The following is a 23,385-nucleotide window of genomic DNA, read 5'->3' as shown; positions in this document are numbered from 1 at the left end:
CATAAGCCGGGTCATACGGCGTCCTGCCCGGGTTCCGGAAGCGGGCGATCCGCCACCACGACGAGACGGCCCCCGTCCTGGGAGACATGGGCCTGAATGCCGAAATGGGCGGCGAGCTCCGCCTCCGTCAAAACCGTCTCCGGCCTTCCCGACACGGCGATCCTCCCGCGATTCAGGAGGATCATCTCATCCGCGAAGCGTGCGGCCAAGGTCAGATCGTGCATGATCGCCGCCACCGTTCGGCCGGCTCGCGCCTGACGTCTCAGCACCTCGAGCACGACGAGCTGGTGGCGCGGATCGAGGGCGGCGACCGGCTCGTCGGCGAGGAGCACGGGAGCCTGCGTCGCCAAGGCGCGGGCCAGAAGCACCCGGGCACGCTCCCCGCCCGACAGGTCCGTGGCGGCCCTGGCTCCGAAGCCTTCGAGGCCCACCGCGTGAATGGCGGCGCTCACCGCCTCCCGCCCAGGCGGGGGGAGGCTGTCAGGCTTCTCGCCATGGGGCAGACGGCCCAGAGCGACCACTTCGAAAACCGGGAGCGGCCAAGCGACGCTGCCGCCCTGCGGCAGATAGGCGATGGAGCGTGCCCGCTCCGCCGAGGCGATGCGCGTCACGGGCCGCCCATCGAGGGTCACCTGTCCCCCGGCCGGAGCGAGGAGCCCCGCGAGGGCCCGCATCAGCGTCGTCTTGCCCGCGCCGTTAGGGCCGACGATCACGGTGAGGCGGCCGGGGCGCAGGGTGAGATCGACTCCCGAGAGCGCGTGACGGCGCCCGAGATCGACCGAGAGGCCGCGGGCGCTCAGCTCGGTCATATTGGCATCTCCGCGAGCTCCGCCTTGCGGCGGGCGATCACCCAGAGGAAGAAGGGGACGCCGAGAATGGCGGTGAGAACGCCGACCTTCACCTCCGTCTGCGAGGGAATGAGGCGCACGGCGCAATCGGCGGCGAGCAGGAGCGCCGCACCCGCAAGGCCCGAAGGCACGAGGGTCCGGGCCGGATCGTACCCCGCGAAAGGGCGCACCAGATGAGGGGCGACGAGGCCGACGAATCCGATGGAGCCCGCGACCGCTACCGAGGCCCCCGTGCCGATGGCCGCGCCCGCCACCAGCAGAAGCCGCAGGCGCACGAGGTTCGCGCCGAGGCTGCGCGCGGTTTCCTCCCCCAGGGCCAGCGCCCGCAAGCCGTTCGAGGAGGACAGGACGAGCGCCGAGGCCGCCCCGATGAAGGGCGCCACGAGCCAGACATGTACGATCGAGCGGTCCTCGAAGGAGCCCAGGATCCAGAACACGATTTCCGTCACGGCGAACGGATTGGGGGAGAGGCTGATGGCCAGCGAGGTCCCCGCTCCCGCGAGGCTCCCGACAGCCAGACCCGACAGGACGAGAACCACCACGGTGGCCCTGCGCCCGGCGACCGTGACCACGAGCGCCACCGAGGCGAGCGCTCCCAGGATCGCGGCGAATGGCAGCATCCAGGACAGCGCCCCCACGAATCCCGAATAGATCACCAGAACCGCCCCGAAGGCGGCAGCCTGCGGCGCCCCGAACACCGCCGTGTCGGCGAGAGGATTGCGCAGGAGCCCCTGCAGGCCGGCTCCCGTAAGCCCGAAGATCCATCCGATCATGAGGGCGAGCAGCGTCCGCGGCAGGCGGATATCGCGCACCACGACGGTCGCGCTGCCCTGATCCGAGGCGAGCGCCGTCAAGGCCCGCAAGGGTGCGATCGGAGCCGGACCGATGACGAGGGAGGCGACGCTCAGGCCTCCGATGAGGAGGACGAGGCCGAGGATGAGGGGCAGCCGGGACGGACGCATGAGGAATTCGATATTGTCCCCTTCGCGATAGCAACCCTGCCGTCCGATGTCATCCCGGAGGACGCGCGGGTTCCCTGTTCCTGAATCACCGCGTCGTCGCCGGCCCTGTGCCGGTGACGACGCTTCGTCGAGGCGTGGCGCTCGCTTCTCTTCATCCGGGCGACCTGCTCCTCGCCTCGACGGGGAAAGCCGGGCATTCGATTCTCGCCATATTCGTGTTCGACGCCGCTCCACTCCGTGTTACGAAGCTCAACCCACGTCACCGCGCATCGCCAGAGGGACCGGCATGAACCGTTTGTTCGCGAACCTGCCCACCACCGTCTTCGAGGTCATGTCGAGCCTCGCCCGGGAAACCGGCGCAATCAATCTCGGCCAGGGCTTTCCGGACGATCCGGGACCGGAGGACGTGCGGCGCGCGGCCGCCGACGCGGTGCTCAACGGCTACAACCAGTATCCGTCGATGATGGGCATCCCCGAGCTGCGTACGGCAATCGCCGCGCATTACAAGCACTGGCAGGGCCTCGACCTCGACGCGAATACGGAGGTGATGGTGACCTCGGGCGCCACCGAGGCCCTGGCGGGCGCGATCCTGGGCATCGTGGAGCCCGGCGACGAGGTGGTGCTCTTCGAGCCCATGTACGACGCCTATCTGCCCCTCGTGCGGCTCGCCGGCGGCGTGCCGAAATTCGTGACGCTCCAGCCGCCCCATTTCCGGCTGACCGAAGAGGCGCTGTCGAAGGCGTTCTCGCCGAAGACCAAGGCGGTTTTGTTCAACAACCCGCTCAACCCCACGGCGACCGTGTTCTCAGATTCCGATCTGGCGCTGCTCGCGGAATTCTGCCGGAAGTTCGACGCCATCGCGATCTCGGACGAGGTGTGGGAGCACGTGGTCTTCGACGGCCGCCGCCACCAGCCGGTGCTGGGCCTGGAGGGCATGCGCGACCGGTCGGTGAAGATCGGCTCGGCGGGCAAGATCTTCAGCCTCACGGGCTGGAAGGTGGGCTTCGTCTGCGCCGCGCCTCACATCATGAAGGTGCTGGCGAAGTCCCACCAGTTCCTCACCTTCACCACCCCGCCGAACCTGCAGGCCGCGGTCGCCTATGGCCTGGCCAAGGACAACGGCTATTTCGAGGGGATGCGGACAAACTTCACCCGCAGCCGCGACCGCTTCACGGCGGGATTGAGAACGCTCGGCTTCGACGTGATCCCGAGCCAGGGCACTTACTTCCTCAATATCGACATCTCGGCCCTGGGCGAGACCGACGACGTGGCCTTCTGCCGCCGCCTCGTCGTGGAGCATGGCGTCGCTGCCATTCCCGTCTCCGCCTTCTACGCGGGGGGCGCCGTGAAGAACGTGGTGCGCTTCTGCTTCGCCAAGAAGGATTCGACGCTCGATGCGGGCCTGGAGCGGCTCGCCGACGTGGTGAAGCGGGCGGCCTGAAGCGAAGGCCACGGGGAGCCTCCCCCGCCCGGGGAGGCTTTCCATGAACAGCCCGTCCCGAACGGCCTTGACGCGGGAGACAATAGGACTTCAAGTAAGCGTCTCGCCGGACACGGCTTTTCTCTCTTTTCCAGAGGAGTTCCCACCCCTGATGATCCGTCTTCTCGCTTCGGTTGCTCTGGGCTTAGGCCTTGTCACCGCCGCCACCGCTCAGGAGCGTGTGGTCAACGTCTACAACTGGTCCGATTACGTGGACCCCAAGGCGCTGGACGAGTTTACGAAAGAGACCGGCATCAAGGTGGTCTACGACACCTACGACAACAACGAGATCGTCGAGACGAAGCTGCTCGCGGGCAAGTCGGGCTACGACATCGTGGTGCCGTCGGGCCCCTTCGTGCAGCGCCTGATCGGCGCCAAGGTGTTCCAGAAGCTCGACAAGTCGAAGCTGCCCAATCTGTCGAACCAATGGCCGGAGATCACCAAGCATCTCTCCGTCTTCGACCCGGGCAACGAATACGCCGTGAACTACATGTGGGGCACCACCGGCATCGGCGTGAACGTGAAGAAGGTGAAGGAGATCCTCGGGCCGGACGCGCCGCTCAACACCTGGGACCTGGTGATGAAGCCGGAGATCGCCTCGAAGCTCAAGGCCTGCGGCATCTACATGCTGGACAGCCCAGAGGATCTGTTCCCCGGCGTGCTGGCCTATCTGGGCCTCAACCCGGATTCCAAGCGCAACGAGGACCTGACCAAGGCGGGCGACGCCCTGTTCCGCATCCGCGGCAACATCCAGAAGTTCCATTCCTCCGAATACATCAACGCGCTCGCCAACGGCGACATCTGCGTGGCGGTGGGCTATTCGGGCGACATGATCCAGGCCAAGTCCCGGGCCGAGGAAGCCAAGAACGGCGTCGAGATCGCCTACGTGATCCCGCGCGAAGGCGCGCTGATGTGGTTCGACAGCTTCGTGATCCCGGCGGATGCCAAGAACGTGGCCGAGGCGCACGAGTTCATCAATTTCATGTTGCGGCCCGAAATCGCCGCCATGAACACGAATTACGTGTCCTATGCCTCCGGCAATCTCGCCGCCAAGCAGCATGTGGAACCGGAGATCCTCAACGATCCCGGCATCTATCCGGACGCGGCCACCATGGAGCGCCTCTTCACCAACACGGCCTATGACGAGCGCTCGCAGCGCACCGTCACTCGGCTCTGGACACGGGTGAAGACCGGCCGTTAATCGCCTGCTCAGGTTCCATCCTGAATCATTGTTGCGCCCATCGAGCTCCGCCCCCGGGCGGAGCTTTTCTTTCTGGAAGGACTTTCAGCAATGCGCCTCGCCCTCGCAGCGGCTCTCAGCCTCGCCCTCGGCCTCGCCTCCCCCGCCCTTGCGCAAACGCCAGCCCCGCGCCAGCCGACGATCAGCGTCATGGGCACGGGGGAAGCCGAGCTGAAGCCCGATTTCGCCCTGATCTTCGTGAGCGTCGAAACCGAAGCCTCCACGGTGGCCCAGGCTTCCGCCGCCAACGCCACCGCCACGGAGCGCGTGCTCGCGCGCATCCAGAGCCTCGGCATCAAGCGGGAGGACATTCAGACGGTCAACTTCCAGGTGCTCAAGATCGAGCCTCCCGTGGAAAGGCAAAGCATGGAAATCAAGGACAAGGGTGGCTTGAAGTTCGGGGCCACCCACCGGCTGCGGATCAAGACCCGCGATCTCGACGGCGTCGGAAAGCTCGCGGGCGAAATCCTCGCCAGCGGGGACATGACCTTTCAGTCCGTCTCGTTCGGTCTCGACCGCCAGGAGGAAGGCGGCGACAAGGCCCGCGAGGCCGCCGTGCGCGACGCCAGGCGCCAAGCCGAGGTCTATGCCGCCGCCGCCGGCGTGTCGCTGGGCCGCTTGGTCGAGATCCGCGACGGCTCGGCCCAGCCCTTCGAGCCGCACGCGGAGATGAGAATGCGGGCCGCCATGGCCAAGGGCGCGGAATCCGTTCCGCTCGTACCTCCCGCCACGATCCGCTACACCGCCAACGTGCAGCTCGTCTGGGAACTGGCGCAGAAGCCTTGATCGGCGCGGCCCGTCGCTCGGGCGATGGTGGAGCCCGGCGCATCGTGCTACACTGGAGTGCACGCAGATCGAGCCGGTCGGCTCGACCGAGCCTTCGGCGATCCGGTCGCCTGTCGATGCGCCCGGGGCGGCTGCCACCGCGCGGGACCGGTTCGTCTCCCTGCGAGCGAGGTCAACCCGCACGGCCCTGCCGGAGATCGACCCGATGACCAAGACCGTCACCTCTCTCTTCCACAGCGAGCAGCACGCGGCCGTTGCGGCGAGCCGCCTGGAGCAGGCCGGGATCCCACGGAGTGGGATCGACATCTGGTCCACTCCCAGCAATCTCGCTCCGGTCCTGGAGGACGGGGGCGTGTCTCGATCCGACGCACAGGCCTATGTGGAAGGCGTGCTCCGCGGTGGCTTCGTGCTCATCGTGAGCTGTGCCGACGACGAGGTCAGCCGGGTCGTCGACATCCTGGACGACGAGGGCGTGCTGGACCTCGACGAGCATCGGGCTTCCTGGGGCTCCGAAGGTTGGGGAGGTCCGGAGGCCGCCGACCGGCCGGACGGGACGGACAACGGGCGGGTCCGCGTCCATCCGCGCGAGGAAGGTTCTCAGGTGCAGAAATAGGTGCTCTGAGTGGGAGCGCCGAGCGTCAGGCGGCCCTGACGCTGGCGAGGAACCGGTGGATCTCGCGGCCCAGACGCTCCGCCTGCTCGTCGAGCGCGGCGGAGAGATGGGCCACGGCGCGGGCCGCATCGAGAGAATCGCCGGCGACCTTCTCCGTGGTCTCGATGGCCGAGGCACCGGCTTGCGCCTCCGAGGAAACCTGGGCGACGGAGCGCGCGATGTCCGACACCGCGACCGTCTGCTGGCCCACGGTTCCGGCGACCGCGGACACCACCCCCGCGAGGTCGTCCACGGAGGCCTGCACGGAGCCGAGCGCCACCAGGGTCTCGCGGGAGGCGGCCTGCACCGCCTCGATCTGGCGCGCGATCTCCTCCGTGGCCCTGGCCGTCTGGCCCGCCAGATCCTTCACCTCCGAAGCGACGACGGCAAAGCCCTTGCCGGCCTCGCCCGCACGCGCCGCCTCGATGGTGGCGTTGAGCGCGAGCAGGTTGGTCTGGGAGGCGATGGAGCGAATGAGATCGGCCACCTGCCCGATATGGGACGTCGCTTCCGCCAGGACCGTCATGCTGTCCGAGGCGCCGCGCGCCTCCGATACGGCGCGCTGGGAGGCTTCCGCCGAGGCGCTGGTCCGAGCCGCCACCTCCCCGAGCGAGGCATCGAGCTCCTCGGCCGCGCTCGCCACCGTGGCCATGTTCTGCGACGTGCGGGAGGAGACGCTGCCGGCAACCTGCGCCTGCTGGGTCACCTGACGGGCCGAGCCCTCCAGCTGCCCGGAGGCCGCGGCGAGATCGCCGGTCGCCCGGCGGACCTCTCCGAGGATCTGCTCCACGGAGGCGTCGAAGCCTGCGATCGCCTCGGCGATGGCCTGGGCGCGCCGGGCCTCGAAGGCCGCCTGCCCCTCGCGCTCCTGTGTCAGCCGCTCGCGTTCGCGGGCATTGTCGCGGAACACCAGAACCGTGCGGGCCATCGCGCCGATTTCGTCGGACGCGGCGGTGGAGGGGACCTCGACGCCGGCATCGCCGTCGGCCAGGCGCTGCATGGCCTGCTGAAGGCGGGTCAGGGGGAGGGAAATCGACCTTCCCACCAGGACGTTGAGGGCAAGGCCCAGAAGCAGGGTCAGGCCCATGGCCCACAGGATCAGCGTGAAGGTGCGCTCCTGCGAGGATATGAGCGCCTCGGCGGTCCGCTCCGCTTCCGCGTGGACCTTGGTCAGGAGCTGATCGAGAGCCGGCACGAGCAGGTCGAACTGGCCCTTCAGGCGCTCGCCCTCGCCGGACACCTGCTGTTCCAGCTCGGCCCAGGCGTCGAAGGCCGCCCGGTAGGCTTGGCCCGCCTGCTCGATGGATGCCTTCTCGGCGGCGACCTCCTCGGGCAGCTGCGCGAGCGAGCGGGTGAAGCGGCCCTGATCGACCTCGAAGGCGCCCAGCAGAGCCTCGTCCATGACATGACGGACGCGGGCCTCCTGCCGGAACATGCCCAGGGTGGCCGCCCATAAACGGAAGGCGGCCGCATCACCATTCCCGGTGAGCGGCCTGACCAGCCTTTCGAGTTCGTCTTCCGCGGAGAGCAGCTGCCCCAGCGCCCCCTCGCTCGCCATGTAGCCGAGGCCGGCATAGAGCTTGTCGAGGGCCGAACCCTGCCGGATCAGGATGGCGGATTTCTCCTGGAGCTCCCGGACCTCCCCGTCGATCAGAGCCGCTCCGGGGGCCGCGCTCATCTCCTCAAGCCCTGCGGTCAGAGCCTTGTGCCGCTCGAAAAAGGCTTGGCCGTGGTGAGCCTGCCGGGTCACGATCCAGTCCTGGGCCACCGCCTTCAGGGCATCGACCTGGCTCCTGAACCGGTAGGCCTTCTCGGCCAGGGCGGAATAGGTCTGCTGCGTGTGGAGCGCCGCCTCCACCTCGTTCCGGCCCGTTTCAAACACGGCGCCGATCACCGCGAAGCCCACGACCATGACGCCGCTCAGGGTGGCCACGCGCACCCTGACAGACGGCCAACGCAACCCAGCCCGAGTTAGCATCGCCCTATGTCTCCCTCTTTATGGAGAGGACGATAATCCGTCAGGCTTGCGCGAAATTGTCGCTTCGAAACCCTGGTCAGGCGGCCTTCGGCAGCTCGGTCATGATCGCATAGAGGGCCGCCGCGTCCTTGGTGGCGCGCACCCGCTCGATGAGACCGGGCTCGCGCAGCACCCGCGCCACACGGGCGAGGGCCTTCAGGTGGTCGGCTCCCGCGCCTTCCGGCGCCAGGAGCAGGAACAGCACATCCACGTGCTGGCCGTCGAGAGCCTCGAAATCGATCGGCTTCTCGAGCCGTGCAACCAGGCCGAAGATGCGGGCCAGTCCCGGCAGCTTGCCGTGAGGGATGGCGATTCCCTCGCCGATTCCGGTCGAACCGAGGCGCTCACGCTGGAGGAGAGCCTCGTAGATGGCGGCCTCAGATAAGCCCGTGAGCTTGGCCGCATGGGCGGCCAATTCCTGAAGAGCCTGTTTCTTGCCGCTCACGCGCAGGGCGGGCAGAACGGCCTGAGGGTCTAGAAAATCCAGCAAGGGCATCGATCACGCTGCGTTAGGGTGTGAAGCCTTCAAGGCCCCTCACCGTTCCAGGCAAAAACCAGGCCAAGAGGGGTAGCCCCGTCAAGGCTGAGCGGGCGGCGGGTCGACCCAACCGATCGCCCCATCGCTGCGGCGGTATACGACGTTCACGCGGCCGGTGCTAGCATGGATGAACACGAGGGCGGCGGCCCCCGTCAGGTCGAGTCGCATCACAGCCTCGCTGACAGAAAAGCGATGAAGCGGCTTGGTGGTTTCCGCAATGACCACAGGATGATAACCCTCCTCCTCCGCTGCTTCGTCGGTGGGCGCCTCGAAGACCGCATAGGGGGCTTCAAGCCCGGTTTCCCGCCCATGGCCGGAACTGGCGTGCTCCTTCAGCCTCTGCTTGTAGCGCCGCAGACGGTTCTCGATGCGAATCGCCGTCTGATCGAAGCTGGAATAGGCGTCCTGGGCGGCGCCGGAGGCCTCGATGGTGATGCCGGAGGTCAGGTGAAGCACGCAATCGGTGCGAAATCCCGTACCGTCCCTTGCGACCGTGACATGGCCGGAATAGCCCCCGTCGAAATATTTCGACATGGCGCCGGCCAAGCGCTCCGCCACCTGGGACCGCAGGGCCTCACCGGTATCGAGATTCTTTCCCGAAACCCTCAGCGACATGGCGGTCTCCCTCTCAAAGCGCCCATTTGACGGGACTGTTTGAGTTCATGATGCCCCGAACCGCCGGCAAAGCAAGCGCCTTTGCGGTCCGTCAGGACATCCCGAAGCGTTTCCGTCTCCGGCGCTCGGCCGAGGAGGGGATATGCAGGACTTCCCGGTATTTGGCGATCGTCCGGCGGGCCACGTCGATGCCCTCCGCTTTCAAGACCCGTGCAAGTGCCTCATCGGAGAGCACATGGTCGGGCGTCTCGGCATCGATCAGCCGGCGGATGCGGTGGCGTACGGCCCTGGCCGCATGCTCCCCCTCGCCCGTCGCGGCGTTCAGGAAGAACTTCATAGGATACGTGACGCCGCCCGAACCGAGGGCCTTGTTGGCCACGACCCGGCAGATTGTCGATTCGTGCAGCCCGACGGCTTCGGCCACGCTTCTCAGGGTCATGGGCCGCAACGCCGCGATTCCGTCCCGAAAGAAGCCCTCCTGCTGACGGACGATTTCGCTCGCGACCGTTAGGATGGTCCTGGCTCTCTGGTCGAGACTGCGGGTGAGCCAGCTCGCGCTCTGCAGGCAGTCGGAGAGAAAGTTCTTGTCCTCGGTCTTTCGCACCGCCTTCGCCACGTGGGCGTAATAGCTGCGGTCGAGGAGGATGCGCGGGAGCGTGTCGGGATTGAGTTCCACGCTGAAGCCGCCGTCCGCTCCCTTACGCACCAGCACATCGGGCACGAGCACGTCGACAGGGGCAGGCGCGAAGGAGAGGCCGGGCTTCGGCTCCAGGCTGCGGATCTCGGCGAGCATGCCGGCGAGGTCCTCCGCGTCCACGTTGCAGAGTCTCCCGAGCGCGTCGAAATCATGCCGGGCTACGAGATCGAGGCGCGAGAGCAGGATCTGCATGGCGGGATCGAGCCGGTCGCGCTCCCTGAGCTGGATCTCCAGGCATTCCCTCAGGTTCCGCGCCGCGATGCCGGAGGGCTCGAAGGTCTGGAGGAGCCTCAGGGCAGCTTCGGCGCAATCGGAAGAAACGCCGAGCCGCTCCGCCACCCGCTCCAGCTCCTCGGCGAGATATCCCGCCTCGTCGAGGGAATGAATGAGGTGCCGGCCGATCTCGCGCAGCCGAGGATCCGCGCAAGCGAGATCGAGCTGCGCTTCGAGATGACCCGTCAGGGTCTGAGCGCCCGCGAGGATCGCCTCGAGCTCGGGCTTCAGCTCGGAATGGGAAGCCGCACCTCGGGACGAGGCCTCGGCCGCGCCGCTGCGCGGCGACAGGGGAGCGGGGACCATCCGTCCTCCGGATTCCGCGTATCGCCGCCTGGCGCGCAGGAAATCGGCGAGGCTCGGAGGAGGTCCGTCCCCATGCGCCTCCGCCTCCTGCAGGAGCGGATTGCGCTCGAGCTCCGCCTCCACATAGGCCGTCAGCTCCGCGTGGGAGAGCTGCAGCAGCTTGATGGATTGCACAAGCTGGGGCGTCATTGTGAGGGATTGCCCCTGATGCATTTCGAGCCGTTGCATCGAATCCGCCGTCCTTCGGGCACGCTTCTTGCATGCCCGTTCTTTTACCGCGGTCCCCGGCCGGAGGTCAAAAGGCAGAGCGCCTCGGCCCTCCGGCCACTCGCCCGATGCGCTAGAGGCGGAAATCCTCGCCGAGATAGAGACGGCGCACGTCCTCGTTGGCCACGATGGCGTCTGGCGAGCCTTCGGTGAGCACGCGGCCGGAATGGATGATGTAGGCGCGGTCGATCAGGCCCAGCGTCTCGCGCACGTTGTGGTCGGTGATGAGAACGCCGAGGCCGCGGCGGGTGAGGTGCCGCACGAGGTTCTGAATGTCGCCCACCGCGATCGGATCGATGCCCGCGAAAGGTTCGTCCAGGAGCATGAAGGTGGGCTCACCCGCGAGCGCGCGGGCGATCTCGCAGCGGCGGCGCTCGCCGCCCGACAGCGCGATGGACGGTGCCTTGCGCAGACGCGTGATGTTGAACTCGTCGAGGAGCGCGTCGAGCTTGCGCTCGCGCTCCTTGCGGCTCGGCTCCACGATCTCGAGCACGGCGCGGATGTTGTCCTCCACGCTCAGGCCCCGGAAGATCGAGGCTTCCTGCGGAAGATAGCCGATGCCGAGGCGCGCGCGACGATACATGGGGAGACCGGTCACGTCGTGCCCGTCGAGGCTGATGACACCCCGATCCGCCTGCACGAGGCCGGTGATCATGTAGAAGATCGTGGTTTTGCCCGCGCCGTTGGGGCCGAGCAGGCCGACCGCCTCGCCGGCGCGCACGTTCAGACCGGCATCCTGCACCACCGTGCGGCCACGGTAGCTCTTCTGCAGACCCTTGACGGCCAGAATGCCGGGACCGCCGAACACACCCGGATGCTCAGGGCGGCCGAACGGATGCGGCGCCGGAGCGATCGCCCGGCGTGCCAAGGTCGTCGTGTCCGCCGGAGCGGCTTGAGCGCGGTTGAAAAGAGACTTCACGGAATCCACCACCAAAGGGAGAAAGCCGGAGATCCTCCAGCCTTCGAACGGAATTACGGCCTGGGCTTGGCGTTGCCGGCGCCGGTCGGAGCCGGATTGCCGTTGCCGGGCACGAACAGCGCCCGCACGCGACCGCCGGGTTTGGTGTCGATGCTCGCCACGCCCGTGTTGATGTCATAGACCACGCGCTCGCCCCGGGTCACGTTGGGGCCGTCGCTGAGCGCGGCGTTGCCGTTGAGCAGGATCTTGTTGGCATCCCGGTCGAAGGTGGCGTTGTCGCCGGTGGCCACCTGCGTTCTGGACACGATGGTGACCGGTCCCTTGCATTCGATCTTCTTGATCGCGCTCTCGCCGGGCCCCTGCGCCGCTGCCGCGGCGGGCTGTGCCTCGGCGCCTTCGCGCTTCTGCTCGTAGAACACGGTCATGACCGTGCACTTCATGGTGCTCTCGCCCTGAACCGCCACCACGTCGCCGGAGAAGACCGCGCGCCCCTCCTTGTCGAACACGTCGAGCTTATTGGCGTCGATCTTGATCGGCTCCTTGCTGGATCCGAAATTGCCGAAGCCCACCGCCCGCTCCTTCGAGGCCTGGGCCCAGACGGGGGACGTCGCGGCCGGAACGAGAAGCGCCAGAGCAAGCGCGTGGCGTGCGAGACTCATCATGGACGAACACTTGTCGGTTGAGCCGCTGCGGGTCCAGCGGCGGGAGGGGAGACGGGGACGGCGGAATCCGTTCCTGCGGGAGCGGGAGCATCATCGGGCCCGGAGGCTGCGGAGGGCATGAAGGTGGTGTGCACGCGCCCCTTGAAGCTCAGGACCTTGCCATTGTCGACGACCTTCAGCCCCTTGGCCTCGATCCGGCCGTTGTCGCCGAGTATGACCGTGACGGGTTCGGTGGAGGTGACAGAGCCGGATTTGAAGTCGACGAAAGCGGATTGCATCTGGACTTCCTGACCTGCATCCGTCGTCACGCGGACGCTCTGTCGCAGATTCATCTGCTCCTTCTGGGTATTCAGCACGCCGATATCGGCCTCGAGCCGGGCGACGCTGCCCCGGTCGTCGGTGACGATGCGGGCCCGCAAATCCTTCAGCTCCACGAAATTGGGCTTCCGGACATCCTGCGTGGCCGCGCTGGCGGTGACTTCGTAAGGGCGGTTGTCGTTCTTGAACCCGGTGAGCCTGGGTGCCTCCATGGTCACGCTCGTGCCGTCGACCCCGATATTGTCGAAGCTCAGATTCTCGATCTGCTTGAACGGCTCGAAATAGGCGAAAAGGGCCACGGACGCCATGGCCAGGATGGACCCTGAGGGAATCGCGATCTTTGCGAAGCGCACCCAGCGGGAATGACGCCGGGCCTTGCGGAAGGCGTGCGTACGGGCAGCCGGCCTCGAGACCCGGCTGTCCTGTGTCGTGATGACCTGAAATCCCGCCACGTCCGATCCAATCCCTTCCGTCTGACCGCTTTCTGGCGCCATGCCGATCGGTGATGGCGATGTTATGACGGACATGGGGTTTATGCGGGAAAGTTTAAGTCTGCGTCAACTATGCGCGAAAATGTCGGTCTCAGCCCAGCCCAGAAGATCGAGCTGCGCCCGGGTCGGCAGGAACGAGAAGCATTGATGGGCGATGCCGAGCCGGTTTTCCCTTTCCAGCCTCTGGTCGAGCTTGTCCTTGAGGGCATGGAGATGCAGCACGTCCGATGCGGCATAGTCGAGCTGGGCCGGAGTGAGGATGTCGGCGCCCCAATCGGAGGATTGCTGTTGCTTGGACAGCTCGATCCCGAGGAATTCCCGCACGAGGTCCTTCAGGCCGTGCCGGTCCGTATAGGTGCGCACCAGCCTCGATGCCACCTTGGTGCAGTAGACGGGCCGCGGCATCACGGCGAAGGCGTGGAAGAGCACGGCCAGATCAAAGCGGGCATAATGGAAGATTTTGAGGACGCTCTCGTCCGCCAGGACGCGGATCAGGTTCTCAGGCAGCGGGCCGTCCTTCAGGATCTGCACCACGTCGGCATCGCCGTCGCCCTTCGAGATCTGCACCACGCAGAGCCGGTCCCGGTGAGGGTTGAGGCCGAGCGTCTCGGTGTCGATCGCGATCGCGGAGCCGGGCTGATAATCCGCGGGCAGATCGCCGCGATGGAAACGCGCTGTCATGGAAGGTAAGCCAATTGCGAAAGATGCCGGATGCGGCTCTAGCGTGTCTCGACGCGATCTTCAACGATCAAGAAAGCCCCGCCGGAAGCGGGGCTTTCAGGATGGTGCACGTTCGCCTCAGTAGCAGACCTCAACGCGCCGCAAGACGAGGCGGCCGTACCGGTTGACCACACGCCTGCGCTCGATCACGCAATACGAGCCGAAATAGGCGGGCTGGTAGGAAGGATAATAGGCAGGACCGTAGCCGTAATAATAGGGATTCGCGATGGCGCCGAGGGCGAGGCCCCCGAGCAGGCCCGCCACCACCGCACCACCATAGCCGCGGCGATAGTAGCGATAGGGATAGCCGCCGTAATAGCGCCGCCCGTAATAGGCCCGGCGATAGCCTCTATCGCGGTAACCGTAGTAGCGGGCGCCCCGGTAGACCCGAGGGCCGGGACCGTAATAGCGGGCACCCCGATAGATCCGGGGCCCGGCAAACGCCCTGTCCCGGTAGGCAGGCACCCGGATGGCGGAACGGGGGGCGATCGGACGCTCCCAGCGGGGCTGCGCCGAAGCGGGGCTCGGCTCGAGTGCTGCGGCACCGCCCAGGAACAGGGTCGCAGCCATCAGGACTTTGAACGATGCGCGCATGGCGTCCTCCAGGACACGTTATGCCTGAACAACGGCATTGCGCATTCCATAGTTCCGATTCGAGCCCTGGCGCCCCAGCCGAGAAGGCTGATGTTCCTCAAGGGGTTCCCGGTGATTGGGAGGACGAGCTTTCCCTCCCCGCAGCCCAACAGGAGGGCCGCGCCACGAGCTCTTCGAGCGTGGACGCCAAGGTTTCCCGGCTGACAGGCTTCTCCAGCCACGGCACGTTCCGCAACTCGGACGGGCCGTCTGCATTCCGGGGTAGTCCGGAATAGACCGCGAAGGGAACCCCACGGCTCTTCAGGGCACGGGCGATCTCCACCGAAGTTCCATCCTTGATCATGACGTCGAGGAGGGCGATGTCCGGCGTGTCGTTCTCGAGCCAGCTCAGGGCCTGAGCCTTGCTCATGAAGGGGCCTTCCACCACGAAGCCGGCGTCTTCGAGGGAAGCTTCGAGGGACATGCCGATCAAGGCCTGGTCTTCCACGATCATGCAGCGTGTCGGAGCCATGGAATCTGCCTACCTAATAGGTCGGCCACAGGCTTCAGAGAGGCCTGTGGGGCGGTGAAGAGTGCGGCTGGACGGGCGAATCATCGCATCCGCTAACGGAACCAGATCATCGTCCTCTTCGCCGGGTGTCTCATTCACTTATGTAACTCTCGAATATCCTACCTCTTGAGCATGTCCTGACCCTTGGGCATGGCCTTTTCTCAGGCTTGGCAGTTCCTGAACTTGGGAAAGTCCTAACCCCTCAGGGATGAGGCTGACGCCTCAGGATCGGCTTGCCAAGAAGGCCTTTCGTTTCGATGGTAGGACTGCGTTGCCGGCAAGGACTTGCCACCTTCTTCGGGCACATTAATTCCTGAGCATCCGTGTCCGAAGAAAGCGGCGAGGCTTCACATAGGTTAATGCACCGGCCTCCGGGGAGGCGTCTGCTTTTGAGTTCTGGACGAGAAGGGATGCGAATGGCGGCTGAGACACCCCTGAAGCAGCAGATGCTGGCCGCCATCCCCCATCTGCGAGCCTTCGCAATTTCTCTCTGCGGCAATGTGGACCGCGCCGACGATCTGGTGCAGGGGGCCCTTCTGAAGGGCCTGAGCAATATCGACAAATTTCAGCCCGGCACCAGCATGCAGGCCTGGCTCTTCACGATTCTTCGCAACGACTTTCTCACCCAGGTCCGCCGCAGAAAGCGCGAGATCGAGGACCCGGAAGGCGCGTGGGCCGAGAAGGTGGCCGTCATGCCCGATCAAGGATCGCGCCTCGATTTCGAGGACATGCTGAAAGCCCTTGCGCAACTCCCGCTCGACCAGCGCGAGGCGCTCCTACTCGTGGCGGCGGAGGGGCTGACCTATGAGGATGCGGCGCGGATCTGCGGCACGAATATAGGCACCATCAAGAGCCGCATCAATCGAGCGCGCCGACGGCTGACGGAACTGATGAACTTCGACGCCCATGACGACCTGGGCCCCGACCGTCTCGTCAAGGCGGCCCTCTTCGTTCACACATCGGCCTGAACCCGAGAGGAGCTTGGCGGCAGGCATGCCTGCCGCCAAGCCCGGTATCCGTTCACGCCGCTTGGGCCGGCGGATTCGCGCGGAGGAGCCACAGCTCGACGGCGGCCAGAACGGCGACCGCAAGGCCTATGCCGACATGTGCCCAGAGGGCGGCAGCGATGCCCGCGAAGCCCAGAATCCAGGGAGCCGCAAGCGTCCAGAGGCCGAGAGCCAGGCTCCCCCACTCCTCCCATTCATGCAGCTCCCGGACGGCCGCGAGCGCCAGCACGGCGACTGCAAGACCGCAGATCCAGGCGTTCCAGGACGCGGCCTGCTCTCCGCCGAAGCCGAAGAGCCAGGGAGAGACGAACAGACATGCGGCCAGAACGGCATTAACGATGTTGATGGCGGTGAGTTCGGTTCTTCCTTTCAGCATGATCAACCTCCCTTGCCGGAAGCGAAGGTTTCATCAATGCACCCTCTCGGGTGCCTTCCCGCCGGACGGGCCCTCGCGGCTCCCGTCCGTCCAGGAACCCGGTGCGAGCCATCCGGATGACGGCCCGCCGAAAGGCATGTCGTGGTCGCTCCGCGAGACGCGCCCGATCAGTTCATCCCGCAGACGATCGAGCTCGATCCGGCCCGAGGCGATCTCGCGGAGCGCGAGAAGCGTCACAGGCTCCTGACCCCGTGCGATCAGCGGCTCCGCGCCGGCCGCCAGCCGGTGCGCCCGCTCGGCCGCGAGCAGCACCAGTTCGAACCGGTTCGGCACGAACCGCTCGCAGTCGCATGTCGTGATCCGTGCCATGGTACGCTCCATTCCTCATGCTGCGAGACGCCGGCCGTCCCGCACATACGAGACGACGAACGCCGCGGGCGCAGCGGGATCCGGGCTCCACTCGGCATCCAGACACCGCAGGGCCGCCCTCACCTCGGGCAAGCGCGAGGGCTGGCCTTCGGGCATTCCGTCCGTATCGGCCAAGTCGAGCAGGTACTCGTCCCAGGCCCAGCGCCACAGGATCTCGCGCTTGCAGTCGAGGGTCAGCAGCGGGTGACGCAGAACGTCGTCGGGAGAGCCGAAGACGGAGGCCGGATTGACGAAGGCCCGGTCCAGCTCCGGCATGACCGGCGTGTCGCAGCGGCCGTAGCGGTTCTGCAGCAGGGACAGCCGCACGATGCCGCTCATGGCGCTTTCCACGGCGTCTCGCTCCCGCCTCGGGCGGGATGCGGCTCCGCTCTTGTCAGGAAAGCCCGTCTCGCCCTCGACGCGACAGGCCAAACCCTCCCGGTCCGCGTAGGCGACGGCCTGCTCGCGGGTTTCGAAGGTCAGCTCGACCTGCGCGAGCGGATCGTCGCCGGCAATCCACCCCATCAGCGGCTCGGTCGTTTGCGGGCTGCGCCGCTCGAAGCGCAGAACCCACCCTCTCATGTCGGCCCTTCCCGAGGTCGTCACGGACGGCTTCCGGCGGCTGATCACGGCCTGCGCATCCTCGGGCCAGGGCTGCCCGCGGACGAGGCCTGACGGTGGCGGCTGGTTGTGGCCTATGCCGATGCTGAGCTCATGCATGCTGCGTTCCTCCTCGAATCCTTCGAATCCCCCGCGACCCAGGGGCGTTTCGCGTTTCCGGACCATCCACGATCCCTGCCCGCGATCCCTGCGGTCAAAGCTCCGTCCGGTTGCGGCGCTCGGATCGAGGCCGCGGCCCTGCGATACTCGGTGGCAGCCGTGGGATCGTACCGCGAGAGCGCCGCGATCACGGCATCGATCCGCGATCTCGGCCGAAGCTCTGGCAGGGACCTGCGCGCCACCTGCTCGAGCAGAAGCTCGTCCCGCGCCCAGGAGAGCAGGATCGTGCGCTTCTCCTCGCGGGTGAACCAGGGATGCCCCGTCACCTCGCCGGGATCGTCGAAGGCGCTTCCGGGATCCACCAGAGCCTCCGTGAGAGACGGCCGGGGGACCTGCGATGCGCAGAGCCCGGGCATGAACTCGCCGGCCCGAGGGGCGCCGGCGCGATGATCGATTGTGGTCGGTTGAATCATCGTTCCCCTTCCTTCCATGACCCATCATGGGCACCCGGCTGCCCGGGTGCCCCGCCATACGAAGCGACCTGAAGATCAATGCTTGGTCGTATCCCCGCTGTTGACGGCGATCCGCTTGACGTTCGACCGGCCCTGCGCCGATTTCGGCATGGTGACGGTGAGCACACCGTTCTTGAACGAGGCATCGACCTTGTCGTCCTCGACATCCCAAGCGAGCGGGATGCGGCGCTCAAAGCGGCCGTAGTACCGCTCGCTGAAGGCGTGGTCCTTGTCCTCGATCTCGGATTTCTTCTCGCCGCGGATGGTGAGAACGCCGTCGCCCATCAGCACCTCGACATCCTTCTCCTCGATGCCCGGCAGTTCCGCCGAGACGCGGATATCTCCGTCGGTTTCGACGACTTCCACATGCGGCCATCCGCCCACGCGTCCCGTGCTGTGCCCCGTGCCGCCGAGGGAGCCGAACGGGGCCATGTCGAACGTACGAAAGACGTCGTCGAAGAGCCGGTTCATCTCGCGATGAAGCGTCATGAAGGGATCGCCTTCCTCGCGATAGCGGCTCGGGGTCGTCTGCGAGTTGCGACCCCATGGAATGAGATCGCGCATATTCATGCTTCCTTCCTCCTTTCACTCATGCGCCGTCGTTCGGTGCCGGCGTCAGCGTCCGGCACCGAGATCGGCGAGGATCGCGGCGTTAAGCGGCCTTGCTGTGCTCGATCTGCTGCGGCTGGGCCTTGTCGCCGGTCGCGATCTCGATCCGGCGGGGCTTCAGGGCCTCGGGCACCTCGCGCTTCAGCTCGATCGTCAGCAGTCCGTTCTCGAGGCTGGCGCCGGTGACCTTCACATGGTCGGCGAGATTGAAGGTCTGCCTGAAGGCGCGGGTCGCGATGCCGCGATGCAGATATTGCCTGCCCTCTTCGGAAACCTTCTTCTGGCCTGCGATGAGGAGCTGGTTCTCTTTCTGGGTGATCTCGATCTCATCGGTCGAGAAGCCGGCGACGGCCATGGTGATGACATACTGGTCCTCGCCCGCCTTCTCGATATTGTAGGGCGGCCAGTTGGTCATGGAATCGATCTGCGAGGACTGGTCGAGCAGATCGAACAGCCGGTCGAACCCGACCGTGGAACGGTAAAGGGGGGAAAAGTCAAAAGCCGATCTCATAGCTACATCCTCCACGTGAGCAACGTAACCATAAGGGTGCCGGACACCTGCCGGCGCCCGTAAGGCCAAGCCTTTAAAGGCCTTGGCAATCATGATGTTAAGAGCGCCGGCTCTGTTTTTCAAGAGGGTGCGCGAGCGCAGTTTCGGTGTTGGAGCATCGGACCTGAAGAGCCGCGTCCGTGAAAACGAATCCATTTTTTGGGCCCGATGCGCTAGTCTCATCACAGCTCCATGAAGGAACGACGGATCATGCTCCACGCACTTCCCCTCGCCGTCCTGACGGTCCTTGCCGCCGCCCCCTCGATTGCGCCTCGGGCTTCGGATGCCGTCATCCGCGCCCAGCACCAACAGCAATCGCCGCAGGCGGCCCCGAAGCGGGACTGCGAGAGGAATCGCGAGGAAGGCGTGAGCTCCTGATCAGGCCTGCTGCAGGGCGGCCCGCTCGGCTACGATGGCCGGCGGCACCTGCTCGCCCGGGACCCTCCTGCGGCTGCGAAGAGCGGCATTGAGCTCCGCGCCGAAGATGAAGATCGCCGCCGAGATCTGCAGGAAGATCAGGGCCGTCAGGAAGCCGGCGAGGCCCGCATAGGTCGCCTTCATGTGGGTGACACGGGCCAGGAACTCGCCGTAGAGCGTCGCGCCCGCAAGCCACAGCACCAGCGTCGCCGCGATGCCGGGCGCGATGTCCCGCAAGGGGGCGCGCGTATCCACGAGCCAGAGGTGCGCGGCCGTCAGGCCGGCGACGAGAACGATGGAAGCCAGCGCATAACGCACCAGATCATAGGTCAGGCGCACGGATTTCAGATCCGTCACATAGAATCCGGCGGCGCGCCAGATCGAGGGCCACAGCACCACGAGAACGGACGCCGCCACCAGCGCGCCCGCGCCTCCCACCACGAAGCCGATGCCGATGAGCCGCGCCCGCCACCAGGGCCTCGACCGCGCGGTCCCGTAAGCGCGGCAGAGAGCCACCCGCAGGCTCTCCACGCCGTTCGTCGCCACCAGCAGGGTGATGATGACGGAGATCGTCAGCACGTTGCGCTTGGGCACGAGGACCCTGTCAGCCTCTCTCGCCAGCGGCCCCGCCACGCCCTCGGGCCAGACATCGAAGAGCAGGTGGACGATATGCGTGGAGATGCGCCCCGCGCCGAGAAAGGCCGCCAGGGCCGCCACACAGACGAGGAACGGGAACAGGGCGATGACGAGAGAGAGTGCCACGTGGCTCGCCATGGCCAGGCCGTCGTTGCGCCCAAAGCTCACCCACGCGTCGGAAAGGGCCGCAAGGAAGGGGCGGATGCGGGTGGACAGGACGGCAAGGGGCATGGCGCGCATGGAGGATCCGAGGCTCGGCGGACCGGCCGGGCTGTCCCGCGCGATCCCGATTCTTTGTCGCAATCCGGCGGACCGGATGGCAAGGGCCGAGACGCCGCGTGCCGCCTCAGCCGCTGCGGGCCCGCGCCTCCCTGGCGAGATCGACGAGCCTGGGGCGCAGCTCCTCCGGCCCTCGCAGGGGCGGGGCAAAGGAGAGCCGCAGCAGCTCGTCGCCGAGCGCCAGCTGCAGACCTTCCGGATCGATCCCGATCAGCCGCCACGCGCCCTCGCGCCCGCCGCAGAGGTTCGTCGCATAGAGCGCCACCGCGTCTCCATGATCCTCGTTCATGTGCTCCACGGCTCCCGCTTCCATCTCCGCGAAATCGGAGAAGGCGGACATGTCGGTCAGCAGATCTTCACGGGACATGCGGTAGGCGCGGCCGAAACCGCCGTTGAGGCTGCCCGAGGCAATGTTCAGCCGCCAAAAGGCGAAGTCGGGGAAATCCACGTAGAGCGCGGATTTGGGATGCTGCAGGAGATAGCGGCGGCGAACCCGTCGCGCCTCGTCCGAACCGGGCTCCAGCCTCTCGGCACGAGCGAGAAGGGTGAGGCGCGGATGGGCCAGCGGATCGCCCTTGCCGAGGGCGGAAAGCAGAAGCGAGCAGCGCGAATCGTCCGCGAGCAGACGGGTATGAACCGACAGTTGCGAGGTGAGGATCACCGGCGAGCCGTCGATGTCGGTGCCCACCGCCACCAGGCTGGCGAAGGGCATGCCCTCGTCGGCGCCAATGGTGGCGAGCGCGCCCGAGCGGGCGGTGCGCATCAGCCTCTTGGCCAGAAGCCGCGCCTCGTCGTCCACCGGCAGGGTCGGGTCTTTTTCCGTCATGTTCATGATCCTAGGCCCTCCCCCTGTTCGAGACAACCGACGCCACGCATCCCGGTGGCGGCGCCCGAGCCCGGCCGGCCCGGCCGGGATACGATCGTCGTAAAGAACGCAGCAACCCGATCACGGGAACGACCCCGCTCGCCGCGTGCTTGCTTGCGGAGCCCCCTTAGGCCCTTGTGATGACTTCGCCGACGCTCGGCCAGTGATCGTAGCTGGCCATGCCGGGCGGACCACCGCGACCGGCACGAGTGAGAACTTCAGAATTTTAACGCTCCGGTATTCTGTCGCCGATGAACTCCCTCAGCAGTCTGGTCTTTGCTCGCGACCAGGACCGCACCTGTTCCGCTCTGATTTTCGTGGAGAGGCTTCCTGAAGGGGCCAGAGACATCACGTCTTCGCTCCTCGGGGGCAGCGGATTGACAGCCGCGCAATTTGATGTCACAGGTAGTGACATGAATTCGCAGACAGCACGGAAGTACGAGAGCCCCTTACGACAGGCCCAGGCGGAGGAAACCCGCCAGCGCATCCTCGCCGCGGTTGCCCGGCTGTTCGAGACTGCCCCGGAAGAAGCTCTCTCCTTCGACGCCATCGCCGAAGAAGCTGGTGTCCAGCGACGCACGGTCTTCCGACACTTCACTAACAAGGACACACTACTTGAGGCGTTTTGGGCCTGGACCAACCAACAGGTTGCTTTGCGGACATGGCCGGAGACAGAGGCAGACCTGGTCGCCATGCCACCCGAGACCTTCGCCGGCTTCGACCGTCACGAGGGACTAATCCGCGCGGCACTGACTTCCCGTTCTGGCCGCGAGATGCGCTTGCGTGCCAACCCGGAGCGGCAGGCCGCCTTCCGCAGAAGTCTTGCCGACGTCACGCAGGGCCTGGACCCCTTGCGGGCGAAGCAAGCGGTTGCCGTGATCCAGCTCCTCTACAGTGCGCCCGCTTGGCACACGCTCAAAGACTATTGGAATCTCGACGGCCAGGAGGCTGGCGAAGCCGTGTCCTGGGCCATCAGCACGCTTCTAGACGCGCTCCGACACGGGAGAAGCAATCAAGAGGACCTAGGAAAGCAAGAGGAACAGACATGACCAGCACAATCAAACTTACACCGTCCCGGGACATCGACACGCTCTGGGTCGTCCGTGATCGGGTACGCTTCAGTGGGTATCTCGAAGGCACCCCAGTCGTTGTACTCGAGGTCCAAATACCTGCGGGCTCCGGAACCCCGCTCCACCGCCACCCGTCCCCCGAGTTCTTCCGAGTTCTATCCGGCGAGGTGACGTTCACAACGCTTCAGGATGGAGAGGAACAACGTCTGATCGCCCGCGCCGGGGACGTGTTGAACGTGCCCTCCGATGTCCCGCATGGCTACACGAACACCGGTAGCACGCCCGCCGAACTTCTCGTGGTCATCGACCGCTCGATGGAGGCGTTCTTCCGCGAGGTCGGCACGAAAAAACCCGGCTTCGGCCCTCCGACTCCCGAAGAACTGGACCTCGTCGGAGCAGCCTGCGCCAGACATGGCATCTCCTTCGTCGGGACTGCATCGTCGACCCTCAACGTCGCTTGAGCCTACTTTGGCACCGACTGCTGATGCGTCGTCCGCTAGATTGCGCCGCAATTGCACAGCAATTCAATCCGGGGAACGGGCTCCAGGCGTCTCGCCAACGCTCGCCCCGGGCACTGCCCCAGCCCACGTCGTCTTTCCGATAGGCTCGGATGCCGAACTAATGTCCTGTCGAGGGAACTTGGCAAGTGCGGACGCCATAGCCTTAAATGTTACGTCGCCGTCCCCGTCCCCAACCGTCCGGGCCGCAGGTCCCTGTATTTCGCCCATGATGCGCGGGTCTAGACCAGCCTCCCGCCACAAGGTCTTGAAGCGTTGTCGCGAGCCGTGGTTTGGCGCAACATTGGGATCAGGGACAAACTGGCGGACAAACTCCACAAGGCTGTTATTCGCACCCTGTAGCGGGCCAAGAACCTTCTTCTCCGGATCAGGTTCAGCCTCATTCGGCTTCAGGAATAGATGGCCATCCGGAGGCGACATGACGAAGCCTGGGAACCCTAGTTCGACCAAGTGAGGGGGCAGCGGTATTTCCCGTGCCTGTCC

General features: G+C 66.1%; 28 protein-coding genes. 8 read left to right on the top strand and 20 right to left on the bottom strand.

The features are described from left to right. Positions 1-11: 11 nt before the first annotated feature. Together GR328_RS10735 and GR328_RS10730 are read right to left on the bottom strand one after the other, a co-directional pair. Positions 12-809 carry an ABC transporter ATP-binding protein gene (locus tag GR328_RS10735; protein ID WP_160884522.1) on the bottom strand — a complete coding sequence of 266 codons (798 nt, stop codon included), beginning with the start codon at positions 807-809 and terminating at the stop codon, positions 12-14. Further along, the gene (locus tag GR328_RS10730; protein ID WP_160884521.1) at positions 806-1,810 is read right to left on the bottom strand and encodes a FecCD family ABC transporter permease; all 1,005 of its coding nucleotides are present in this window, start codon (positions 1,808-1,810) and stop codon (positions 806-808) included. The genes GR328_RS10735 and GR328_RS10730 overlap by 4 nt, the downstream gene beginning before the upstream one ends. Positions 1,811-2,096: 286 nt before the next feature. On the opposite strand from GR328_RS10730, the gene GR328_RS10725 reads away from it, so the two are divergent. The 4 genes from GR328_RS10725 (at position 2,097) to GR328_RS10710 (ending at position 5,929) form a co-directional block, all read left to right on the top strand. After that, positions 2,097-3,251 (top strand): aminotransferase, encoded by a 1,155-nt coding sequence (locus tag GR328_RS10725; protein ID WP_160884520.1) that lies wholly within the window; start codon positions 2,097-2,099, stop codon positions 3,249-3,251. Between the two features lie 151 nt (positions 3,252-3,402). Further along, entirely contained in the window at positions 3,403-4,491 is a 1,089-nt protein-coding gene (locus tag GR328_RS10720; protein ID WP_160884519.1) for a polyamine ABC transporter substrate-binding protein, read from the top strand. A 90-nt stretch (positions 4,492-4,581) separates the two neighbouring features. Then, positions 4,582-5,316, top strand: a complete 735-nt coding sequence (locus GR328_RS10715; protein ID WP_160884518.1) for an SIMPL domain-containing protein — start codon at positions 4,582-4,584, stop codon at positions 5,314-5,316. A 205-nt stretch (positions 5,317-5,521) separates the two neighbouring features. Next, on the top strand, positions 5,522-5,929 hold the full coding sequence (locus tag GR328_RS10710) for a hypothetical protein (RefSeq protein WP_160884517.1): 408 nt from the start codon (positions 5,522-5,524) through the stop codon (positions 5,927-5,929). A 25-nt stretch (positions 5,930-5,954) separates the two neighbouring features. Here the strand turns inward: GR328_RS10710 and GR328_RS10705 are convergent, their stop codons facing one another. The 10 genes from GR328_RS10705 to GR328_RS10660 all read right to left on the bottom strand — a co-directional run bounded on the left by GR328_RS10705 (position 5,955) and on the right by GR328_RS10660 (position 14,896). Beyond that, positions 5,955-7,901 carry a methyl-accepting chemotaxis protein gene (locus GR328_RS10705; RefSeq protein ID WP_160884516.1) on the bottom strand — a complete coding sequence of 649 codons (1,947 nt, stop codon included), beginning with the start codon at positions 7,899-7,901 and terminating at the stop codon, positions 5,955-5,957. 121 nt (positions 7,902-8,022) lie between these two features. After that, a complete protein-coding gene (ptsN, locus tag GR328_RS10700) occupies positions 8,023-8,481 on the bottom strand; it encodes a PTS IIA-like nitrogen regulatory protein PtsN (RefSeq protein ID WP_160884515.1) in 459 nt (152 codons plus the stop codon). 81 nt (positions 8,482-8,562) lie between these two features. Continuing rightward, the gene (hpf, locus tag GR328_RS10695; RefSeq protein ID WP_160884514.1) at positions 8,563-9,138 is read right to left on the bottom strand and encodes a ribosome hibernation-promoting factor, HPF/YfiA family; all 576 of its coding nucleotides are present in this window, start codon (positions 9,136-9,138) and stop codon (positions 8,563-8,565) included. A gap of 91 nt (positions 9,139-9,229) precedes the next feature. Continuing rightward, a complete protein-coding gene (gene rpoN / locus GR328_RS10690; protein WP_160884513.1) occupies positions 9,230-10,642 on the bottom strand; it encodes an RNA polymerase factor sigma-54 in 1,413 nt (470 codons plus the stop codon). 112 nt (positions 10,643-10,754) lie between these two features. Then, the gene (lptB, locus tag GR328_RS10685; RefSeq protein ID WP_160884512.1) at positions 10,755-11,600 is read right to left on the bottom strand and encodes an LPS export ABC transporter ATP-binding protein; all 846 of its coding nucleotides are present in this window, start codon (positions 11,598-11,600) and stop codon (positions 10,755-10,757) included. Positions 11,601-11,653: 53 nt separating this feature from the next. Beyond that, entirely contained in the window at positions 11,654-12,262 is a 609-nt protein-coding gene (locus tag GR328_RS10680) for an LptA/OstA family protein (RefSeq protein WP_246215801.1), read from the bottom strand. After that, positions 12,259-13,074, bottom strand: coding sequence for an LPS export ABC transporter periplasmic protein LptC (gene lptC / locus GR328_RS10675; protein WP_205789902.1), 816 nt, complete (start codon positions 13,072-13,074; stop codon positions 12,259-12,261). The genes GR328_RS10680 and lptC overlap by 4 nt, the downstream gene beginning before the upstream one ends. A gap of 63 nt (positions 13,075-13,137) precedes the next feature. After that, on the bottom strand, positions 13,138-13,752 hold the full coding sequence (locus GR328_RS10670; RefSeq protein WP_160884510.1) for a ribonuclease D: 615 nt from the start codon (positions 13,750-13,752) through the stop codon (positions 13,138-13,140). Between the two features lie 117 nt (positions 13,753-13,869). Further along, complete coding sequence (locus GR328_RS10665) at positions 13,870-14,385, bottom strand: hypothetical protein (protein WP_160884509.1); 516 nt, start codon at positions 14,383-14,385, stop codon at positions 13,870-13,872. A gap of 97 nt (positions 14,386-14,482) precedes the next feature. Next, positions 14,483-14,896 carry a response regulator gene (locus GR328_RS10660; protein WP_160884508.1) on the bottom strand — a complete coding sequence of 138 codons (414 nt, stop codon included), beginning with the start codon at positions 14,894-14,896 and terminating at the stop codon, positions 14,483-14,485. Positions 14,897-15,351: 455 nt separating this feature from the next. On the opposite strand from GR328_RS10660, the gene GR328_RS10655 reads away from it, so the two are divergent. After that, positions 15,352-15,903 carry a sigma-70 family RNA polymerase sigma factor gene (locus GR328_RS10655; RefSeq protein WP_160884507.1) on the top strand — a complete coding sequence of 184 codons (552 nt, stop codon included), beginning with the start codon at positions 15,352-15,354 and terminating at the stop codon, positions 15,901-15,903. A 52-nt stretch (positions 15,904-15,955) separates the two neighbouring features. On the opposite strand, the gene GR328_RS10650 is transcribed toward GR328_RS10655, so the two are convergent. From GR328_RS10650 to GR328_RS10625, 6 genes are all read right to left on the bottom strand, one after another. Further along, positions 15,956-16,318, bottom strand: coding sequence for an SPW repeat protein (locus GR328_RS10650; RefSeq protein WP_160884506.1), 363 nt, complete (start codon positions 16,316-16,318; stop codon positions 15,956-15,958). Between the two features lie 33 nt (positions 16,319-16,351). After that, positions 16,352-16,687 (bottom strand): DNA-directed RNA polymerase subunit omega, encoded by a 336-nt coding sequence (gene rpoZ / locus GR328_RS10645; RefSeq protein ID WP_160884505.1) that lies wholly within the window; start codon positions 16,685-16,687, stop codon positions 16,352-16,354. Between the two features lie 15 nt (positions 16,688-16,702). Next, entirely contained in the window at positions 16,703-17,446 is a 744-nt protein-coding gene (locus GR328_RS10640) for an NADH dehydrogenase ubiquinone Fe-S protein 4 (RefSeq protein ID WP_160884504.1), read from the bottom strand. Then, positions 17,422-17,919 carry a hypothetical protein gene (locus tag GR328_RS10635; protein ID WP_160884503.1) on the bottom strand — a complete coding sequence of 166 codons (498 nt, stop codon included), beginning with the start codon at positions 17,917-17,919 and terminating at the stop codon, positions 17,422-17,424. The genes GR328_RS10640 and GR328_RS10635 overlap by 25 nt, the downstream gene beginning before the upstream one ends. A gap of 75 nt (positions 17,920-17,994) precedes the next feature. Next, entirely contained in the window at positions 17,995-18,528 is a 534-nt protein-coding gene (locus GR328_RS10630; RefSeq protein WP_160884502.1) for an Hsp20/alpha crystallin family protein, read from the bottom strand. Between the two features lie 82 nt (positions 18,529-18,610). Further along, entirely contained in the window at positions 18,611-19,078 is a 468-nt protein-coding gene (locus GR328_RS10625; protein ID WP_160884501.1) for an Hsp20 family protein, read from the bottom strand. 249 nt (positions 19,079-19,327) lie between these two features. On the opposite strand from GR328_RS10625, the gene GR328_RS10620 reads away from it, so the two are divergent. Continuing rightward, a complete protein-coding gene (locus GR328_RS10620; RefSeq protein ID WP_160884500.1) occupies positions 19,328-19,495 on the top strand; it encodes a hypothetical protein in 168 nt (55 codons plus the stop codon). Here GR328_RS10620 and GR328_RS10615 read toward each other — a convergent pair whose 3' ends face one another. After that, the gene (locus GR328_RS10615) at positions 19,496-20,410 is read right to left on the bottom strand and encodes a YihY/virulence factor BrkB family protein (protein WP_160884499.1); all 915 of its coding nucleotides are present in this window, start codon (positions 20,408-20,410) and stop codon (positions 19,496-19,498) included. Positions 20,411-20,516: 106 nt separating this feature from the next. Next, positions 20,517-21,275, bottom strand: a complete 759-nt coding sequence (locus tag GR328_RS10610; protein WP_160884498.1) for a HugZ family pyridoxamine 5'-phosphate oxidase — start codon at positions 21,273-21,275, stop codon at positions 20,517-20,519. 416 nt (positions 21,276-21,691) lie between these two features. On the opposite strand from GR328_RS10610, the gene GR328_RS10605 reads away from it, so the two are divergent. Together GR328_RS10605 and GR328_RS10600 are read left to right on the top strand one after the other, a co-directional pair. Beyond that, positions 21,692-22,363, top strand: a complete 672-nt coding sequence (locus tag GR328_RS10605) for a TetR/AcrR family transcriptional regulator (RefSeq protein ID WP_246215800.1) — start codon at positions 21,692-21,694, stop codon at positions 22,361-22,363. Then, positions 22,360-22,845 (top strand): cupin domain-containing protein, encoded by a 486-nt coding sequence (locus GR328_RS10600; protein ID WP_160884497.1) that lies wholly within the window; start codon positions 22,360-22,362, stop codon positions 22,843-22,845. Before GR328_RS10605 ends, GR328_RS10600 begins: the two co-directional genes overlap by 4 nt. The last annotated feature ends 540 nt before the right edge of the window (positions 22,846-23,385 follow it).

Source organism: Microvirga makkahensis, assembly GCF_009830105.1.
Taxonomy (GTDB): domain Bacteria; phylum Pseudomonadota; class Alphaproteobacteria; order Rhizobiales; family Beijerinckiaceae; genus Microvirga; species Microvirga makkahensis.
Note: the sequence above shows the minus strand (reverse complement) of the source record. Positions and strands in the feature narration are given on the sequence as shown.

Excerpts from the sequence above, each read along its gene's own strand:
- GR328_RS10735 (WP_160884522.1), bottom strand. The coding sequence starts at position 809 with ATGACCGAGCTGAGCGCCCGCGGCCTCTCGGTCGATCTCGGGCGCCGT.
- GR328_RS10730 (WP_160884521.1), bottom strand. The coding sequence starts at position 1,810 with ATGCGTCCGTCCCGGCTGCCCCTCATCCTCGGCCTCGTCCTCCTCATC.
- GR328_RS10725 (WP_160884520.1), top strand. The coding sequence starts at position 2,097 with ATGAACCGTTTGTTCGCGAACCTGCCCACCACCGTCTTCGAGGTCATG.
- GR328_RS10720 (WP_160884519.1), top strand. The coding sequence starts at position 3,403 with ATGATCCGTCTTCTCGCTTCGGTTGCTCTGGGCTTAGGCCTTGTCACC.
- GR328_RS10715 (WP_160884518.1), top strand. The coding sequence starts at position 4,582 with ATGCGCCTCGCCCTCGCAGCGGCTCTCAGCCTCGCCCTCGGCCTCGCC.
- GR328_RS10710 (WP_160884517.1), top strand. The coding sequence starts at position 5,522 with ATGACCAAGACCGTCACCTCTCTCTTCCACAGCGAGCAGCACGCGGCC.
- ptsN (WP_160884515.1), bottom strand. The coding sequence starts at position 8,481 with ATGCCCTTGCTGGATTTTCTAGACCCTCAGGCCGTTCTGCCCGCCCTG.
- hpf (WP_160884514.1), bottom strand. The coding sequence starts at position 9,138 with ATGTCGCTGAGGGTTTCGGGAAAGAATCTCGATACCGGTGAGGCCCTG.
- rpoN (WP_160884513.1), bottom strand. The coding sequence starts at position 10,642 with ATGCAACGGCTCGAAATGCATCAGGGGCAATCCCTCACAATGACGCCC.
- GR328_RS10680 (WP_246215801.1), bottom strand. The coding sequence starts at position 12,262 with ATGATGAGTCTCGCACGCCACGCGCTTGCTCTGGCGCTTCTCGTTCCG.
- lptC (WP_205789902.1), bottom strand. The coding sequence starts at position 13,074 with ATGGCGCCAGAAAGCGGTCAGACGGAAGGGATTGGATCGGACGTGGCG.
- GR328_RS10670 (WP_160884510.1), bottom strand. The coding sequence starts at position 13,752 with ATGACAGCGCGTTTCCATCGCGGCGATCTGCCCGCGGATTATCAGCCC.
- GR328_RS10665 (WP_160884509.1), bottom strand. The coding sequence starts at position 14,385 with ATGCGCGCATCGTTCAAAGTCCTGATGGCTGCGACCCTGTTCCTGGGC.
- GR328_RS10660 (WP_160884508.1), bottom strand. The coding sequence starts at position 14,896 with ATGGCTCCGACACGCTGCATGATCGTGGAAGACCAGGCCTTGATCGGC.
- GR328_RS10655 (WP_160884507.1), top strand. The coding sequence starts at position 15,352 with ATGGCGGCTGAGACACCCCTGAAGCAGCAGATGCTGGCCGCCATCCCC.
- GR328_RS10650 (WP_160884506.1), bottom strand. The coding sequence starts at position 16,318 with ATGCTGAAAGGAAGAACCGAACTCACCGCCATCAACATCGTTAATGCC.
- rpoZ (WP_160884505.1), bottom strand. The coding sequence starts at position 16,687 with ATGGCACGGATCACGACATGCGACTGCGAGCGGTTCGTGCCGAACCGG.
- GR328_RS10640 (WP_160884504.1), bottom strand. The coding sequence starts at position 17,446 with ATGCATGAGCTCAGCATCGGCATAGGCCACAACCAGCCGCCACCGTCA.
- GR328_RS10635 (WP_160884503.1), bottom strand. The coding sequence starts at position 17,919 with ATGATTCAACCGACCACAATCGATCATCGCGCCGGCGCCCCTCGGGCC.
- GR328_RS10630 (WP_160884502.1), bottom strand. The coding sequence starts at position 18,528 with ATGAATATGCGCGATCTCATTCCATGGGGTCGCAACTCGCAGACGACC.
- GR328_RS10625 (WP_160884501.1), bottom strand. The coding sequence starts at position 19,078 with ATGAGATCGGCTTTTGACTTTTCCCCCCTTTACCGTTCCACGGTCGGG.
- GR328_RS10620 (WP_160884500.1), top strand. The coding sequence starts at position 19,328 with ATGCTCCACGCACTTCCCCTCGCCGTCCTGACGGTCCTTGCCGCCGCC.
- GR328_RS10615 (WP_160884499.1), bottom strand. The coding sequence starts at position 20,410 with ATGCGCGCCATGCCCCTTGCCGTCCTGTCCACCCGCATCCGCCCCTTC.
- GR328_RS10610 (WP_160884498.1), bottom strand. The coding sequence starts at position 21,275 with ATGACGGAAAAAGACCCGACCCTGCCGGTGGACGACGAGGCGCGGCTT.
- GR328_RS10600 (WP_160884497.1), top strand. The coding sequence starts at position 22,360 with ATGACCAGCACAATCAAACTTACACCGTCCCGGGACATCGACACGCTC.